We start from the raw sequence: 15,026 nt of genomic DNA, 5'->3' as shown, positions 1-15,026 counted from the left end.
ATATGGCTGACGACTCCTGGGACGATCGGGACCTGGATCCCTCGGCTGATTCGTTAGAGGAGTGGTTGGCCGATCAAGCTAAGCGGGAGGGCGTTTCTGAAGAAGAACTCTTTCAGCGATTACTCTCATCATACTGGACTCTTAATGAGGTAACGCAGCTACTGCAGTCTGCCGATGAAGACAACCTGTTCGGTGGGTCGTCCGACAGAGGACCCCCATCCTCGAACACTCAGACGGGGGACAAACGATCGTCATCGTCTCATCAACGAGAGAGTGAATCGGACGTAGGATCTCAGTCGGACGAGGACTTTAACGAGCGACTCGGCCTGCTTGAAGCGAAACTTGAAGCCCAGATCGAACGGGGGACCGAGTTGGAGTCACAGCTCCGAACGGTAGTAGACCGCATCGAGGCGTTCGAAACGGAAATAGCCGAACACGAGTCGGCAACTCTATCTGAGTTACGACAGTTCAACGAGGAACTAGACGCGATAGAATCCGAGGTCACAGACGAGCAGGCACGGATCGAATCTCGACTCGACAACGAATTTGAGGATCTCGAGACGATCCTCGACCACCTGCTTACGACGACAGATTCCCTTGAGTCCCAGATCGATCGAATTGAACGACAGCAACGGTCGAAAACGGACGCGCTCCAGTCAGCACTTGAGGAGTTACAGGTTGATCAACTACAACTGCAGCGAGTGATGCAGGACGCAGCGGAGATCGACACGACGACGGCAACTTGTGACAACTGTGAGGAGACGATCGATCTCCCGTTACTTACCACCCCCGAGTGCTACAATTGCGGGCGTCGGTTGACCGGGATTGAAGAGGAAACCAAGTGGTTCCTGTTCGGGAACCCAGTTGCTCAAACGACCGAATCGAGATCAGATCGTCGGAATCCCCCTGAACCTGTACAGGAGGAAACGTCCCGAGGACACGGTAGTCCTCACACCCAGACATCAGAGACGACGGAGCATTCGTCCGACGACAGACATCGGCTTGATATCAATCCCGGTGGCGAAGATGAGCTATCGACAACCGGGAACCAATCCGACCCGATAATGGAAGAGGGCGACTCCTCCGAGGAGCGTCAGGAGCGATCGATGTCCGGTCAGCTTCCTGAAGATATTCAGAAGCGACTGGACCCAAACCCCTCGGACGAGGTACGTCACAGCGAGGAAGAAGATACTGAAGACTCCAAACTGGTCGACAGTTTCGATTGGCAGGAGTTTGAGTAACTCGTTTCCAAGATTCCTTGTCCAGTATTAAATCATTAGTGAGGCGAAATCTGACCAGAACAAGATTCATTTTTGAGGCGTCAACCATTCGCCATCGATAACCAGAACTGAGGAATCGACACGACCGAGGACGGCACGGTCGTCGTCGGCCTCCTGTGCGTCTCAAAGTGGTAGTACACCCATCGGTGTGTACGACGATATTGCCGACGCCGTAGACCGGCTGACGGAATAGGACGAAACAGACGCGAGTTCAAGTTACTGCCATGGGAACGACTGGTACTGTACGTTCAACGCCGAGTACGGCTCCGACACGTCGGGTGAGACGTCCATCGGTATCGAGGTTGACTTCGCTTCGAGCACCTATCTGTGTGGGTGACAAAGAACAGCGTCGAATCGAAGACTTGAATCAAGACGTTCGTCTCGGAGCGTCGGGCCGCGAATCTGCTGGCACAGATTCGCTGGCGTGACGGCGTTTATTGCCCGCGCTGCCGTGCCGAATCACGGATTCGGCAACGGCAGCTATCGCGTGTTTCAGCGATATCTGTGTAAGGATCGCGACCGCACGTTCAACAATCAGACGGGCACGGTGTTCGAACACTCTGCGGTCGCACTCAGAAAGTAGTTCCTCGCGGTGTATACGTACATCCGCTTCAACACGAGTCTCAGACAACTAGACGTGGAGATCGGCGTTTCGTACAAGTCGATCTATCGGCGCGTCCAGCGCTTCCTGCGAGCGCTGGACGCGCCTCCACTACAGCTCGAAGGTCCGGTCGAGGTGGACGAACTGTACGTGGAAGCCGGTCTCAAGGGCCGCGAGCGCGACGGCTCGTCGCGCTCGCGTGGTCTGTCCACGCGCGGACGTGGAACGCACGCTGGGGACAAGCCACCCGTGTTCATCCTCGCGGATCGCGGGAGCGGGAAGCGGTACGTCATTCCGGCGAAAGCCGCCACTGAATCGGCGATTCGACTCCTGCTGGCCGACCGCCAGCAGGAGTCGCTAACCGTCTATATCGACGGGTTCCGGGCGTACGATCCGCTTGAGGAGGACGACGCATTCACTCGTGAATACGTCGTCCAAGCGAGGGTGAGTACGTCGATGGAGCCGTTCACGTGAACACCTGCGAGAGCCACGCGTCGCTGACGCGACGGTGGCTCTCGCCGCATCGGGGTGTCTCCAAAGACAGACTTACACCGTATCTCCGAGCGTTTCAGCTCCGTCGTGAAGTCTTCCGGAACCCGGGTGAAGACGCGCTCAAAACCATCCTCGAAACTGCGCTGTGACTCACCAACAATCTACGCCACAAGAGCGCCCTTGAAAGGTGGAAAGGCTCTATTGACGGGACTACCCGCGCTGGAAAGCACGTCCTCGATCACAACTGGATGGTGACCTTCGACGTTCCACGCGAAAGCGTACTTGAGAACTGAGGAAGCACGCCACTTGAATATTCCCTTGAGAATTCCTCGTCGTTTAGATTAGGAGGATATCGATCGGAGCCGCCTCTCCTACATCCGGTCTCACTCGAGTGATAAGGATCCCTGTTCGTCGAAGTCGAGAACGGTATCGAACAGGGAGACGAATGTCTGAACGATCTCGTTTGCGTGTCGATCCGGATCGAAATGATAGTGCGCTCGCGCACCCGTCGAGTCGACACGTCCCAAGAGAACGTGCAAGAACCGAAAAACACGTTGGTTGTCCTTTGCCGCGTTGATCAGATCTGATATGGAATGCACACAGAGAACCGTCTGATTCGGAGAATCTTGGCGAGCGCCCATTGCCTTGCTCGTCAGGATACCGATCCGCCGGAGGTCTGTCGGGTCCGATATTCTTTTAATTGAGATATCCGAAAATTCCTCGTGCTTATCCTGTCGATCGTAGGTCTGAACATATATCACTGAAATATCACTAATGGGGTTCGTAATATAATTCTGAAGAAACGAAAGACGCTCGCTAGGCGACTCATTGACCAGCAACAGAACCAAATCAACCTTCTCCTCCGGCCGTGCGGCCATCAGTCTCGAACAGAGACTCTCCTCGGTCGCACAGTTGGCCGGACCCTTTATTAATACATTAGATGCACCATCGATCAATTCGAGGACGGCTTCGGTTTTAGCGTCCGTTGTCGGTGCCGTGGCGTTCGTATCGCCTCCGTCAACGACATCCCATTCCTCGCTTTCAGTATTATCAACAGAGGGATCTGCGGTGTCCTGTGTGTTGGCCGCACTCTTTTGTCGGACTGAATCCGCTAGACTGGCAAGCGACCGCTCCTGTCGGTCGGACTCTTGGGCGTTTTCGGTCGAACTATTTCGAACCCGATCGGCCAGGTGGGAAAACGACGAGCGACCGGATTCATCCTTAGAGTCGTTCGACTCATCCGACTCTTCATCACCGTCTGGGGCCACGTATACACGTCTCAATCCTGCAGTAAATATTGATCCGTTCGATGTCCGACTGCCTCTGGGAAAGAAACGATCTCGACCGAAAATGGTATACTATCACTCAAAATGCAGCATCGCCCCGGTGTAATCTGTGCGTAGTAAACTCAAAAGCGGCGGTGTCCCGCATGTGAGACAACTTTTCCACTGCGCTACTCGATCACTTCACTCTCTAAATTCCCCCCTGAGGAGAGACTTAACCTCTAAATCCAGTATCATTGTCGACACGAGTGCACAACAGTAGTTACGGGTCCCGACTCACAGCAGCAGCCAGATGGATACGTTATCGGCGATCAGCACCGCGTTCTGATACGCGGCGTATGAGTAAATCATGGAGAGGGCTCCGTACGCGCCGAACCGCAGGCATACTGTGGCCGTTTCGGACCCGGTCTGCCGATACAGTTCGCATCCACCCAACTCGACGACGGCGGTTGTACAAAACACGATTATAAATCCGAACACGACGACCCCAACCACCGTGCCCATGCTCTGAAACACGCTCGCTGCGATCGGGTTGAGCTCGGTGATCCCCGGAATGAACAGCAGCCCTACAGCTGTCGTCACCACGTCTGCGATCTTGCTGACGACAAGGAGTGTTAAACCGGACACAAGAAACGTCCTGTTACGGCGATCGATCGTTCGAAATCGTGTCGGTTGATGATCTCTGACTCGCTGTGACACGCACCCACACCATTTCAATTGGATGTACAATCTCAGTTGAATGTTTCTATCACATCTGTGGTATGCTATTCCCGTTCAGTTCGGCCAGACACCGCCAGGCGTACATGGTCCGCAGCACCGCCGCCGCGTCGCCGGGGGCGAACACGAGGTCGTCGGTCGAGCGGACGTGCTCCAGGACGCGCCCCGAGGAGTGTTCCGGCGCGGCGGCGACCCCCGAGTCCGTCTCCTCGGCCCACTCCATCACGCGCAGGTCCGACTTCGAGTCGCCCATCATGCAGACGAAGGGGTCGTCGACCCCGAGCACGTCGAGCGACGCCTCGACGCCGGCGGCCTTGTGGAGGTCGGCCGCGGCGAGCTCGGCGGCGTCGGCGCGGTACAGCGCCACCTCCAGCCGGTCCAGCAGGCGCCCGGCCGCGGCGGGCACGTCCTCGGGCGCGTCGGCGCCGGCCCGGTCGAGCGCGCCGGCGATCTCCGGGTCGGCGTCCGCGTAGTACGCCCGCGCGGCGGCCGGCCCGTCGTCGACGTCGACCCGCTCGCCCACCGCGTCGCCGACGAGGTCGAGCAGGTGGACCATCGCCTCGTCGATCACCGCCTCGGCGTCGTCGCTGCCGGTCTCGTAGTTGGGCTTGAGCGTGACGTTGAACTCGTTGCCTTGGAGGTGACAGCCGCGCCGGACGCGCTCGGGCGCCTCGCGGAGGACGCCCTCCCGGACGTCGTCGACGACGCCGCGCACGTCGTCCGCGAGGTCGTCGTACAGCAGGCGCTTGGTGTCGGCGCCGCTGCCGGGCGTGAACACGCCGGCGCCGGCCTCGTAGACGACCGACACGTCGCCCGAGTGGACGAGTTCGTTGCCGAGCCCCTGGATGAGGAAGCCCTTCACGTTCTCGAGGGTCTGGCCGGTGCAGATCACCAGCGGCACGCCCCGCTCGGCGAACTCGGTGAGCAGGTGGAGCGTCACGCGGGGGATCTCGTTGTCGGTGTCGCCCGCCGAGCGGAGCGTCTCGTCCACGTCGAGCACGAGCGCGTTCGGCGCGCGGCCGTACTTCCCGTGGAGGTCCAGCGCGGTGAAGGAGGACTCGCGGTCGGCGATCGAGGCCACCTCCGCGAGCGTGTCGCCGCCGTCGCCGAAGGCGCGCTCGATGCGCTCGCGGCGGTCGGCGAGTTCGGCGTTCGCGTCGTCCCAGCTGTCGAGCGCGACGCGGGAGTCCAGCGGCGGGAACAGGTCGACGAACTCGCGGTACGCGCGGAGCGTCTCGGTGTCGAACTCGGCGTAGAGCTCGTAGAGCCGGTCGTAGAGAGTCATGTGCGGGTCGTTCGCGGGTCGCGGCAAAAGCGTCTGCGAATCCCGCACACGGCCCTCGCGGCGGCGGGGGGCCGCCGGCCGGACCCGCTCACAGTCGGAGCACGTCGTCCTCGGTGACGACGGCGTCGACGAGCCGCAGCGGCGTCGCGTCGTACCCGGGGTTGGACGCGCCGAAGCCGTCGGCCGGCTCGCGCAGCACCTCCGCCGGCGGCCGGCGGGCGTTCTCGAAGGTGAACCCCGAGTCGCCGACGAACTTCGCGGAGGCGCCGACGACGGTGAACGGGACGTCGCGGTCGGCGGCCGCGGTGGCGATGCCGTAGGTGCCGATCCGGTTGTACACGGTGTCGTCGATGAGGCAGTTCATCCCGACGAGGACGCGGTCGCACTCCGCGAGCACGTGCCCGGCGGCGCCGTCGACGATCAGGGTCACGTCGACGCCGTCGTAGCCGGCGAGCTGACGGGCGGTCCGGCGGCCGAGGAACCGCGGGCGCGACTCGGTCACGTACAGGTCGAACGACTTCCCCGCGGCGAGCGCGTGGTCGAGCGCCGCCATCACCGTCGAGGAGTTCTCGTGCGTCAGGAGCGTGTCGCCGTCGTCGATCAGGGTGGCGGCCTGTTCGCCCGCGCCGTTCTTGCTGGTCTTGACCCGCTCGACGGCGTCGTCGATCGCCGCCGACAGCCCCGCCTTCGCCGCCTCGACGTCGTCGGGCTCGGCGGCCGCGACGGCGTCGAGGACGCGCCGCTGGGTGGTGTACAGGGGCGCGTGCGACCGGTTCGCCTGCCGGAGCGTGCGGCTGTTCCGCTCCAGCGAGCGCTCGAACTCCTCGACGCTCCGGAACTCCCGGTCGAGCAGCTCGCCGAGCGCCTCGGCGGCGTCGACGGCGACCTGCGACGCGCTCTGTGTCTCCATCGCCTCGATCCGCCGGACGGTCTCGTCGATCACGCCCGGACGTTTCGGCCAGTCTGTAATGATTCCACAGGTCGCGGCCGGTCCGGCGCCGGGGCGGTCCGTCCCCGGGCCCGCCGACTCCGCCGCCCCGCCGGCGGCTACCGGGCGCGGCGACGCTGGTGGAGCAGGTAGCCGACCGACGCCGGCGGGAACGCGAGCGCGATTAGCGCGTACGGCCACCGGACCGCGCCCATCCCGCCGACGGTCGCGGCCCTGACCCGGGCGTCCTGCAGGAGCACGGCGGCGACGCCGGGGGCGACGACCAGGGTGGACGCGCTGCGGACGAGCGCCCACGGCGACGTGCCGGCCGCGAGGAGCCGGGACTCGACGGCCGCGAGCGCGACCCAGGCGACGGTGCCCGCGAGGATCAGCGCGGTCCACGGCCACGTCTCGGCGGCGGGGTCCGGGCGGTCCTCGGGGTGGAGCATCGACGGCGGCGGCGACGACGCGGACACGGCCGCCCCTCGGGACCGCGGCGGCAAAAGCGGCCCGCCGGGGGACCTATGTGTCCGCGGGCCCTCGTGCGGATATGGCCGACCAGGACCGGAAACGCGAGACCGGCGGGATGCTGTTCGTGCTGGCCGGCGTCGCCGGCTTCGTCTTCCTGTTGACGATCGTCGTGATCTGGGCGTTCGCGTACGGGCCGCTGTCGTAGCGGGGCCGGGGCGTCGCGGGGTCGCCGCGGTCCGACTCGACGTCAGCGCCGCCGCCGCCGTTCCGAGGCGGTCCACTCACCTCACCCCGCTTCTCTCGGCTCACTCCTCGTTGCGTTCGTGGGCTCGCTCACTCCGTTCGCTCGTCCTCGCCCTCACCCTTCCCGTAGGAGCGCCCCTCGCGCTCGTCCGCCTTCAGCCGCCGGAGCGCCGCCACGGCCTGGCTCGCGTCGTAGCCGAAGAACACGTCCTTCCCGTACGCGGCGGCGACCTCGGCGGCGTGGTTCAGGTCGTCGATGTCGACGTTCACGGCGTACAGCTCCACCGAGAACTCGACGTCAAGGTCCGCCAGCCGGCTCTCGAACCCCTTGGCGATGGTCTCCAGCCAGTAGGTCGTCCCGTAGTGGGTGTCGTACAGCGGGACGACGAACTCGTCGACGTGCTCGGCCAGCGCCTCCAGGTCGAGGCCGGCGCGGTCGTACAGGTGGCCCGGGTACGGGTCGGGGTAGAGGGTGAGGTAGACGCGCCCGGGGATCCGGTCGGTCGCCTCGGCGACGAAGTCGGTGATCACCTCGGCGCGCCACGCCGCCCAGTCGTCGTGGTCGCTGTCCCGGAACCGGTCCTCGCAGCGGTCGCACCGGCAGTACCCCTCGCGGGGGAACCCCACGTCGTCGAGGCGGACGTCAGGGTTGACGGCGGCGCAGTCCTCGACGATCTCCAGCAGGCCGCGGCGGTACTCCCCGTGGGTGGGACAGATGTACGCCCAATCGAAGTAGGTCCGGTCGCGGGTGGCGGGCTCGCCGTCCGCGTTGACGGGCACCAGCTCCGGGTTCGCCTCGGCGGCGGCGTTGTCGCCGAAGCACGACACCATGTTGACGGCCGTCGCGAGCGGCTCGGCCGACCGCCCGGTGACGTCCTTCACCTCGTAGAAGCCCAGGTCGAACTCCGGCCACTCCACCTCCTCGGCGTTGCGGGTGACGACGCCGTACGCGGTCATGGCCGTCGTTGGCGGCTCGCGGGGGTACGTGTTTCGAAAGAAGGGGTCGTTCGGGCGCCGTGGTGGTCGGACTCCGACCGCTACTCCTCGGACTCGACCTCGACCTCGACCGGCTCCGTGTCGGAGCTGAACAGGACGTACAGGAGGACGACGACACCGAACAGGACGACGAGCTTCGTCTTTCCGGACATAGACGTCCGTTCAGCCGGCGGGCACTAATCGTTTCCGACCGGCGGGGCGTCGGCGGCACGGGTCGGCCTGCGGCCTCGCCGGCGCCCGAATCGCCCGCTCAGCCCCCGTCGCTCCCGGCGTCCGCGTCGTTCCTCCCGTCCTCGTCGCCCCCGGCGTCGCCTCCCGCCGCGGGGTCGTCGAACTCGTGGACCTCCGCGTCGCAGTCGACGCACGCGAGCACGTCGCGGGTCGGCGTGTCCCGGTAGCCCATCGTCCCGCCGCAGCAGGCGTCCTGCACGGTCCGCTCCGCGAGGTCGCCGCCGCAGTTCGGACACTCCGGGGTGAACAGTCGCAGCGGCGCCGCCCCCGGCGCGCGGACCGACTCGGGCACGCCGAGGCGCGCCATCGCGCGCACGGCCGCCACGTCGCCTGTCGCGTTGACCGGCCGCAGCCAGACGACGCCCCCCTCGCCCTCGACGGAGACGCCGTCGTACCTCCGTTCGCCGGTCGCCTCGAACGGCACGGCCTCGGCGGTCGCCGCCACGAGGTCGTCGACCGACCCGTCGCGGAGGGCCGCCAGCTCCTCGCGCCAGGCCGCCTCGAACTCGTCGGTGAGGTACAGCGCGCCGTCGTCGCCCTCCTCCAGCACGCCGGCCTCGAACATCGCCCCCAGCAACCGCTCCGGCTCCGGGTGGTCGGCGAGGTCGTCCGACTCGCGGCGGCTGTCGTCCGCGCGCCCGCCGTCCGGAGCGACGTGGTCGAAGTACGGGGCCAGCCCGAGTGCGGCCACCAGGCGGGGGGCGAACTCGGGCGTGCCGGGGACGACATATCCCCGGAGGTAGATGAGCGCCGCGCCGCCGCAGAGCACGAGCAGGGCGACCGGCCCCGAGACGGCGGCGGCGACCGCCGACGCCAGGAGGACCGCGGCGGCGTTGACGGCGGTACACGGCCAGCAGCGACGCTCGCCGGTGTACTCCGGGCGGCGCAGCGTGTCGAGCGCGTCCATGTCCCGCAGTGGCGACCCGAGCGGGATAGGGGTTTCCGATGCGTCACCGGTGTCGGGGCCGCCGCCCCGCGCGGCCGTCGCGGTCGGGGTCGGGCCGCGGCGGAACGCGACAGGGGAGCGGGGACGGCGGCGTCAGTGGACCGCGAGGTGGTCGCCGATGTCCTCGCGGACGATCTCCCCGCAGAACTCGCAGCGGACGCCGTCGGCGACGACCTCGAAGGCGGACTCGACGGGCTCGTCGGCGTTCGTGATGCAGTTGTGGTTCGGGCAGTGGAGCAGGCCGACGACGCGGTCGGGACGCTCGACGCGCTTCTTTTCGACCACCTCGAACTCGCGGACGATGTTGACGGTCGCCTCCGGCGCGAGCAGCGAGAGCACGTCCACCTCCCCCTGGCTGAGTTCGCGGTCCTCCACCTTCACCACGTCCTTCGTGCCGAGCTTGTCCGAGGGGACGTTCATGCCGATGGAGACGCCGACGCCCTCGCTCCCGTCGATGCCGAGGACCGCGAGCACGTTCAGCGCCTGCCCGCCCGCGATGTGGTCGATGACCGTCCCGTCGCGGATCTTCGAGATGCGGAGCTCGCGATCGGGCGAGTCGCTCATCGCGGGTCACCCCCGTCGGTCGCGGCGGCGTCCTCGCCCGGACCGTCCGGGTCGTCCCCGCCGAGGAGTTCGTCAAGCAGCGCCATCCGGACCGGGACGCCGTTGTGCGCCTGCGCGAAGTAGGCGGCGTACTCGGTGTCGTCCACGTCGGGCGCGATCTCGTCGACGCGCGGGAGCGGGTGCATCACGGTGAGGTCGTCGCGGGCGCGCTCCAGCGTCCCGGCGTCGATCCGGTACTCGCCGGCGACCTGCTGGTACTCGTTCTCGTCGGGGAAGCGCTCGCGCTGGATCCGGGTGACGTACAGCACGTCCAACTCCTCCAGCACCTCGTCGAGGTCGGTGTGTTCCCGGAGCCTGGCGCCGGCGTCGTGGAGGTCGTACTGCACCCCTCGCGGGAGGCGCAACGACTCGGGACTGACGAAGTGCATCCGGGCGTCGAAGTTGGTGAGCGCCGACGCCAGCGAGTGGACCGTCCGGCCGTACTTCAGGTCGCCCATGATCCCGACGGTGAGGTCGTCGAGGCCGGCCCGCTCGCGCATCGTGTACAGGTCCAGCAGGGTCTGGCTCGGGTGCTGGCCGGCGCCGTCGCCCGCGTTGATCACCGGGACGTCGACGAACTGGGAGGCGAGCTTCGCCGCCCCCTCGCTGGGGTGCCGGAGGACGATCCCGTCGGCGTACCCCTCGATGACGCGGACGGTGTCGGCCAGCGACTCCCCTTTCTTCACCGACGACGACTCGACGGTCCCCATGTCGACGGTGTCGCCGCCGATCCGCTTCATGGCGGTGTCGAACGACATCTTGGTTCGCGTGCTCGGCTCGAAGAAACACAGCGCGAGCAGCTGGTCGGCGTGGCGGTCGCCGACGCTCCCCGGGTCGTCGGCGAGGGCGGCCGCTCGGTCCAGGACGGCCTCGATGTCCTCCCGGGTGAGCTGGCCCGCCGAGAGGAGGTGGTCGTGTCGCATCACTCGATACGGCGTCGCCGGCTCCCTTCAATCGATCGGCTCGGGTATCACGCCGCTGTCGTGCGGTTTTGCACGGGCGTGCACCCCGACGGCGACGCGGTTACGAGATTCGAAGCGCCGGGGTCACCGGGGCGGCGGGTGCGCCGATCGGGGACGGACGCGCCGGCGGGACGGCGACCCGCCCCTCACGGCGAGGGGTCGACCGCCGTCGAGTCGAAGGACCCGGTCACGCGCTCGACGTCGCCGCCGCACTCCGGGCACGTCGACTGCTCCGCCGGGAACGCGCGCTCACAGACGGTACACTCGTAGTGGTACGGGTCGCTCGGCCGCATCCGGTCGACCGCGTCCCTGATCCTGGAGACGAGTCCCATCCTTCTCACCCCGACCGTGGGGGTTCGTTCGCTGTCACAATCGCGGTTCCGATCACTTGTCGTCCAGCACGGCCGGGGGTCGACGAGTGCGACCGCGGACCGACGCTCGATCGGCCGGGACACGCCGTTCGCCCGCCCGGCCACACGCGGTCCGCACCGACCGTCTCGGTCGTCGGACGGACGCGCCGGCGCCGACGGGGACCCGGACCCGGAGACGGGACCCGAGGCGGGTCCCGACGGCGACCGCGGGCGGCCGGTTCAACACACCGGCTTCACGTCGATGCCCATCCCCTCCAGGGCGTCCGCGTAGTCGTCGTAGGCGATCTGGATCACGTACTCTGCGACCATCCGGGCCCGCTCCCAGTCGTCCTCGCCGTCGCAGGCGTCGTCCAGCAGCGCCAGCCCGCGCTCCAGTTCCTCCCCGGTCTCCGCGCGGAGGTCGCGAAAGAGGTCCGCCCGCGCCTCGTCGCCCTCGTTGACGAAGAACGAGACGATCTGGAGGTGCGAGCGGTCGCTGACGAGGCAGCGACCCACGGTGCCGGCGGCGACGCGCTCGACGAGGTCCCCGCGGGCGCGGAGGTACTCGTGCATGGTCCCGCCGTCGGCCGGGTCGTGGTCGACGCCGAGGTCGGCCAGGGAGTCGAGGACCCGCTCGCGGTGCTCGCGCTCGCGCTCGGCCAGCCACGCGAACAGCTCCCGGCCGTCCGGCGACTCCTCGTCCTCGGCCCACGCGGCGAACGTGTTGTGGGCGGCGTGCTCGGAGTCGGCCGCGGCCCGCAGCACCGCCTCCGGCTCCAGCGTCGCGTCGGTCAGCGCGATGAGGAGCTTGTTCGAGCCGAGCCGCTCCAGCTCCGTCGCCCGCGCCGACTCGACGCGCTCGCGGAAGGCCTCGCTGTCCATGTCCGATCGGTCGCCGACGGCGGCGTTAACGTTTCCCCCGAGCGACACCACCGATCGCGTATGGCACGCGTCGACGCCTCGGAGATCCTGCCGAACGGGCACGTCCAGCAACTCGCCGCCGAGGGGGAGGTGACGCAACTGCATCGGGGGCACGCCTACGCCGAGGAGGGCGACACCTTCGAGATCGACGGGACGACCTTCGAGGTGACCGCGGTCGAGCGCCGGACGCTCGGCGACCTCACCGACGAGGACGCCCGGGCGGAGGGGTCCGAGGACCTGGAGGCGTATAGGCGACGGCTCGAACGGGTCCACGACGAGTTCGAGTGGGACGACGACAGCGAGGTCGTCCGCCACGCCTTCGAGCCCCGGGAGTGAGGCGGGGACGATGACCGACCACGGCGGCGACGGCGACGCCGGTGCCGGCGAGCCCGGTGTCGATCCGCCGGACGACGGCGGGCGCGACGTCGCGTCCGCCGACGGGCTCGCGGCCGGCGACGAGGTCGCCCCCGAGGACCTCGCGCGAGCGCTGCGGGCGGGCGGGTCCGTCTCCGTGCTCGACGTGCGGGACCGCCCCGAGTTCGAGGCGTGGCACATCGGGGGCCGCGGGGTGACCGCTCGGCAGGTACCACACGTCAACTTCGTCGCCGCGAACGCCCGCGGCGACGCGACCGAGCCGCTGCCGGACGACCTCCCGGAGCCGGTCGTCGTCGTCTGCGGGCGCGGCGAGGCCAGCGCCGAGGTGGCGGCGCTGCTCGCCGACGCCGGCGTCGAGGCGGCGAACCTCGCGGGCGGCATGGACGCGTGGGCCGAGGTGTACCTCGCGGAGCCGCTGGTCCGGCGCGGCGACCTCGCCGTGGTCCAGTACCTGCGCCCCTCCTCGGGGTGTCTGGCGTACCTCGTGGTCGCGGGCGCGGGCTCCGACCGCGAAGCCGTCGTGATCGACCCGTTGCGGGCGTTCGCCGACCGCTACGTCGCGGACGCGGCCGAGCGGGGGGCGACGCTCCGGTACGCCGTCGACACGCACGTCCACGCCGACCACGTCAGCGGGGTCCGGGCCGTCCGGACGGCGACCGACGGCGACGCCGCGGCGGCGGTGCCGGCCGGCGCGACCGACCGGGGGCTCTCGTTCGAGGCGACGCTCCTGGCCGACGGCGACGCGCTCCGGGTCGGGGACGCGACCCTGACGGCGGTCTACGCGCCGGGCCACACCAGCGAGCTGACCTGTTTACGGCTGCACCGCGAGGACCCGGACGCCGGCGACGTGCTGTTCACGGGCGACGCGCTGTTCCTCCGGAGCGTCGGCCGGCCCGACCTGGAATCGGGCGACGACGCCGCGCTGGACCTGGCCGGACGGGCGTACGAGACGCTCCACGAGCGGATACTCGCGCTCCCCGACGACACCCTGGTCGCCCCGGGCCACGTCGCCGACCTCGCGGACGCCCGCGGCGACGCCTACGCCGCGGCGCTGTCGGCGCTCCGGGACCTTGACGTGCTCTCGCTCGACCGGGAGGCGTTCGTGGAGCGGGTCGCCTCGGACCTGCCGCCGCGGCCCGCCAACTTCGAGCGGATCGTCGCGACGAACCTCGGGCTGGCGTCGATGGACGACGAGGAGGCGTTCGAGGCGGAACTCGGGCCGAACAACTGCGCGGTCTCGTCGGGCTGATCCCGGCGTTCCGAGTCGCGCTCACTCCGGCGTCCCCGCCGAACGGAACCGCATGCACACGCGGACGCCGCGGGGGTCGAGGTTGTCGATGTCGAGGTCGCCCTCGGACAGATCGACGACCCAGTAGATGACCCACAGGCCGAGCCCGGTGACGTGCTGGAGGGGGAGCTCCCGCGAGGCCGACAGCGCCGCCAGCTCCTCCTCGGGGATGCTCGACCCGTCGTCGACCACCTCGACGGCTGTCCAGGCGCCGTCGCGCTCGACACTGACCTCGACCGACAGCTCCCGCGTCTCGTTGTGCTCGGCGACGTTCTCGAGCGTCTCCCGGACGGCCGCCCGCACGTCGGGGTGCGTGACCGCCGTCGCGCGGTCGGGCGACGACAGCCGGACGTCGGCGTCCGGGTTCGCCTCCCGAAAGCGCTCGACCTCGGCGCGCGTCAGCCCGGCGAGGTCGGTCTCCACGGTCGACGTGTCGGCCCACAGGTTCGCGAGCGTCTGCGCCTTCTCCGAGAGTCCGTACACCCGGTCGGCGTGGTCGCACAGCAGCCCCAGTTGCGAGGAGATGTCGGGGTCGTCGGTCGACTCGATGGCGTTCGACGCCAGCCCCCGGATGACGGTCACCTCGTTGCGGATGTTGTGCCTGAGCACCCGCTGGAGCACGGTGAGCCGTCCCGAGAGCCGCGTCTGCTCGGCCCGTTCCCTCCGGACCCGCTCGACGTAGTACCCGACGACGGCGCCCGCGCTCGCGCCGAGGCTCCAGCCGATCGAGACGACGAACCAGCCCTCGCTGACCGGCTCGCCGCTGGCCGTCCGCGCCGCCAGGTACAGCGCCGACAGCGCCCCGACGACGATACCGGACCCGAGGCTCGTGGAGACGATCCGTCCGACCCGGTCGCGGTCGTGGCGCTCGCGACGGACGCGCGCCGCGACGAACGCCAGCGCGGCGGCGAACACGACGAGGATCGACGCCTCGGCGAGTTCGACGGCGAGGCGGTCGTCGTCGAGGAACAGGTGTGCGACCGCGAGGGCGAGGACCGTCCCCGCGAGGGCGACGGGGGCGAGCCGGGCCCCGCGTGAATGGGTCACGGTACGG

General features: G+C 67.8%; 16 protein-coding genes and 1 pseudogene. 5 read left to right on the top strand and 12 right to left on the bottom strand.

The features are described 5' to 3' along the window. The first annotated feature begins 2 nt into the window (after positions 1–2). Entirely contained in the window at positions 3–1,241 is a 1,239-nt protein-coding gene (locus ACQUQ1_RS13550; RefSeq protein ID WP_435064835.1) for a hypothetical protein, read from the top strand. A 405-nt stretch (positions 1,242–1,646) separates the two neighbouring features. After that, a pseudogene (locus ACQUQ1_RS13545) lies at positions 1,647–2,522 on the top strand (IS1595 family transposase). A gap of 234 nt (positions 2,523–2,756) precedes the next feature. Here ACQUQ1_RS13545 and ACQUQ1_RS13540 read toward each other — a convergent pair. The 5 genes from ACQUQ1_RS13540 to ACQUQ1_RS13520 all read right to left on the bottom strand — a co-directional run bounded on the left by ACQUQ1_RS13540 (position 2,757) and on the right by ACQUQ1_RS13520 (position 7,062). Next, positions 2,757–3,641, bottom strand: a complete 885-nt coding sequence (locus ACQUQ1_RS13540) for a DUF7504 family protein (protein WP_435064834.1) — start codon at positions 3,639–3,641, stop codon at positions 2,757–2,759. Between the two features lie 291 nt (positions 3,642–3,932). After that, entirely contained in the window at positions 3,933–4,241 is a 309-nt protein-coding gene (locus ACQUQ1_RS13535) for a hypothetical protein (protein ID WP_435064833.1), read from the bottom strand. A gap of 163 nt (positions 4,242–4,404) precedes the next feature. After that, positions 4,405–5,658, bottom strand: a complete 1,254-nt coding sequence (locus ACQUQ1_RS13530; RefSeq protein ID WP_435064832.1) for an HAD family hydrolase — start codon at positions 5,656–5,658, stop codon at positions 4,405–4,407. An 88-nt stretch (positions 5,659–5,746) separates the two neighbouring features. Beyond that, positions 5,747–6,601, bottom strand: a complete 855-nt coding sequence (locus tag ACQUQ1_RS13525; RefSeq protein ID WP_435064831.1) for a translation initiation factor eIF-2B — start codon at positions 6,599–6,601, stop codon at positions 5,747–5,749. Between the two features lie 104 nt (positions 6,602–6,705). Further along, entirely contained in the window at positions 6,706–7,062 is a 357-nt protein-coding gene (locus ACQUQ1_RS13520; protein ID WP_435064830.1) for a hypothetical protein, read from the bottom strand. Between the two features lie 74 nt (positions 7,063–7,136). On the opposite strand from ACQUQ1_RS13520, the gene ACQUQ1_RS13515 reads away from it, so the two are divergent. Next, on the top strand, positions 7,137–7,262 hold the full coding sequence (locus ACQUQ1_RS13515) for a hypothetical protein (protein ID WP_435064829.1): 126 nt from the start codon (positions 7,137–7,139) through the stop codon (positions 7,260–7,262). A 128-nt stretch (positions 7,263–7,390) separates the two neighbouring features. Here the strand turns inward: ACQUQ1_RS13515 and ACQUQ1_RS13510 are convergent, their stop codons facing one another. The 6 genes from ACQUQ1_RS13510 to ACQUQ1_RS13485 form a co-directional block, all read right to left on the bottom strand. After that, positions 7,391–8,257 carry a hypothetical protein gene (locus ACQUQ1_RS13510; protein WP_435064828.1) on the bottom strand — a complete coding sequence of 289 codons (867 nt, stop codon included), beginning with the start codon at positions 8,255–8,257 and terminating at the stop codon, positions 7,391–7,393. 289 nt (positions 8,258–8,546) lie between these two features. Further along, complete coding sequence (locus tag ACQUQ1_RS13505) at positions 8,547–9,434, bottom strand: hypothetical protein (RefSeq protein ID WP_435064827.1); 888 nt, start codon at positions 9,432–9,434, stop codon at positions 8,547–8,549. Positions 9,435–9,566: 132 nt separating this feature from the next. Next, positions 9,567–10,037 carry an aspartate carbamoyltransferase regulatory subunit gene (pyrI, locus tag ACQUQ1_RS13500; protein ID WP_435064826.1) on the bottom strand — a complete coding sequence of 157 codons (471 nt, stop codon included), beginning with the start codon at positions 10,035–10,037 and terminating at the stop codon, positions 9,567–9,569. Continuing rightward, entirely contained in the window at positions 10,034–10,999 is a 966-nt protein-coding gene (gene pyrB, locus ACQUQ1_RS13495) for an aspartate carbamoyltransferase (RefSeq protein WP_435064825.1), read from the bottom strand. Before pyrB ends, pyrI begins: the two co-directional genes overlap by 4 nt. A gap of 185 nt (positions 11,000–11,184) precedes the next feature. Further along, positions 11,185–11,370 carry a hypothetical protein gene (locus tag ACQUQ1_RS13490; protein ID WP_435064824.1) on the bottom strand — a complete coding sequence of 62 codons (186 nt, stop codon included), beginning with the start codon at positions 11,368–11,370 and terminating at the stop codon, positions 11,185–11,187. Positions 11,371–11,628: 258 nt separating this feature from the next. After that, positions 11,629–12,270: a ferritin family protein gene (locus ACQUQ1_RS13485; RefSeq protein WP_435064823.1), complete on the bottom strand. Its 642-nt coding sequence runs from the start codon at positions 12,268–12,270 to the stop codon at positions 11,629–11,631. A 60-nt stretch (positions 12,271–12,330) separates the two neighbouring features. Between ACQUQ1_RS13485 and ACQUQ1_RS13480 the strand changes: the two genes are divergently transcribed. Both ACQUQ1_RS13480 and ACQUQ1_RS13475 read left to right on the top strand, forming a co-directional pair. Then, positions 12,331–12,645: an ASCH domain-containing protein gene (locus ACQUQ1_RS13480; protein ID WP_435064822.1), complete on the top strand. Its 315-nt coding sequence runs from the start codon at positions 12,331–12,333 to the stop codon at positions 12,643–12,645. 10 nt (positions 12,646–12,655) lie between these two features. Further along, positions 12,656–13,933: an MBL fold metallo-hydrolase gene (locus tag ACQUQ1_RS13475; RefSeq protein WP_435064821.1), complete on the top strand. Its 1,278-nt coding sequence runs from the start codon at positions 12,656–12,658 to the stop codon at positions 13,931–13,933. Positions 13,934–13,954: 21 nt separating this feature from the next. On the opposite strand, the gene ACQUQ1_RS13470 is transcribed toward ACQUQ1_RS13475, so the two are convergent. Further along, entirely contained in the window at positions 13,955–15,019 is a 1,065-nt protein-coding gene (locus tag ACQUQ1_RS13470) for a sensor histidine kinase (RefSeq protein WP_435064820.1), read from the bottom strand. Positions 15,020–15,026 lie beyond the last annotated feature (7 nt).

Origin of the sequence: Halobaculum sp. EA56, assembly GCF_051195075.1 — an archaeon.
Classification (GTDB): domain Archaea; phylum Halobacteriota; class Halobacteria; order Halobacteriales; family Haloferacaceae; genus Halobaculum.
This window is presented reverse-complemented; position numbering and strand designations above follow the sequence as displayed.

Excerpts from the sequence above, each read along its gene's own strand:
- pyrB (WP_435064825.1), bottom strand. The coding sequence starts at position 10,999 with ATGCGACACGACCACCTCCTCTCGGCGGGCCAGCTCACCCGGGAGGAC.
- ACQUQ1_RS13510 (WP_435064828.1), bottom strand. The coding sequence starts at position 8,257 with ATGACCGCGTACGGCGTCGTCACCCGCAACGCCGAGGAGGTGGAGTGG.
- ACQUQ1_RS13490 (WP_435064824.1), bottom strand. The coding sequence starts at position 11,370 with ATGGGACTCGTCTCCAGGATCAGGGACGCGGTCGACCGGATGCGGCCG.
- pyrI (WP_435064826.1), bottom strand. The coding sequence starts at position 10,037 with ATGAGCGACTCGCCCGATCGCGAGCTCCGCATCTCGAAGATCCGCGAC.
- ACQUQ1_RS13515 (WP_435064829.1), top strand. The coding sequence starts at position 7,137 with ATGGCCGACCAGGACCGGAAACGCGAGACCGGCGGGATGCTGTTCGTG.
- ACQUQ1_RS13505 (WP_435064827.1), bottom strand. The coding sequence starts at position 9,434 with ATGGACGCGCTCGACACGCTGCGCCGCCCGGAGTACACCGGCGAGCGT.
- ACQUQ1_RS13485 (WP_435064823.1), bottom strand. The coding sequence starts at position 12,270 with ATGGACAGCGAGGCCTTCCGCGAGCGCGTCGAGTCGGCGCGGGCGACG.
- ACQUQ1_RS13530 (WP_435064832.1), bottom strand. The coding sequence starts at position 5,658 with ATGACTCTCTACGACCGGCTCTACGAGCTCTACGCCGAGTTCGACACC.
- ACQUQ1_RS13475 (WP_435064821.1), top strand. The coding sequence starts at position 12,656 with ATGACCGACCACGGCGGCGACGGCGACGCCGGTGCCGGCGAGCCCGGT.
- ACQUQ1_RS13480 (WP_435064822.1), top strand. The coding sequence starts at position 12,331 with ATGGCACGCGTCGACGCCTCGGAGATCCTGCCGAACGGGCACGTCCAG.
- ACQUQ1_RS13550 (WP_435064835.1), top strand. The coding sequence starts at position 3 with ATGGCTGACGACTCCTGGGACGATCGGGACCTGGATCCCTCGGCTGAT.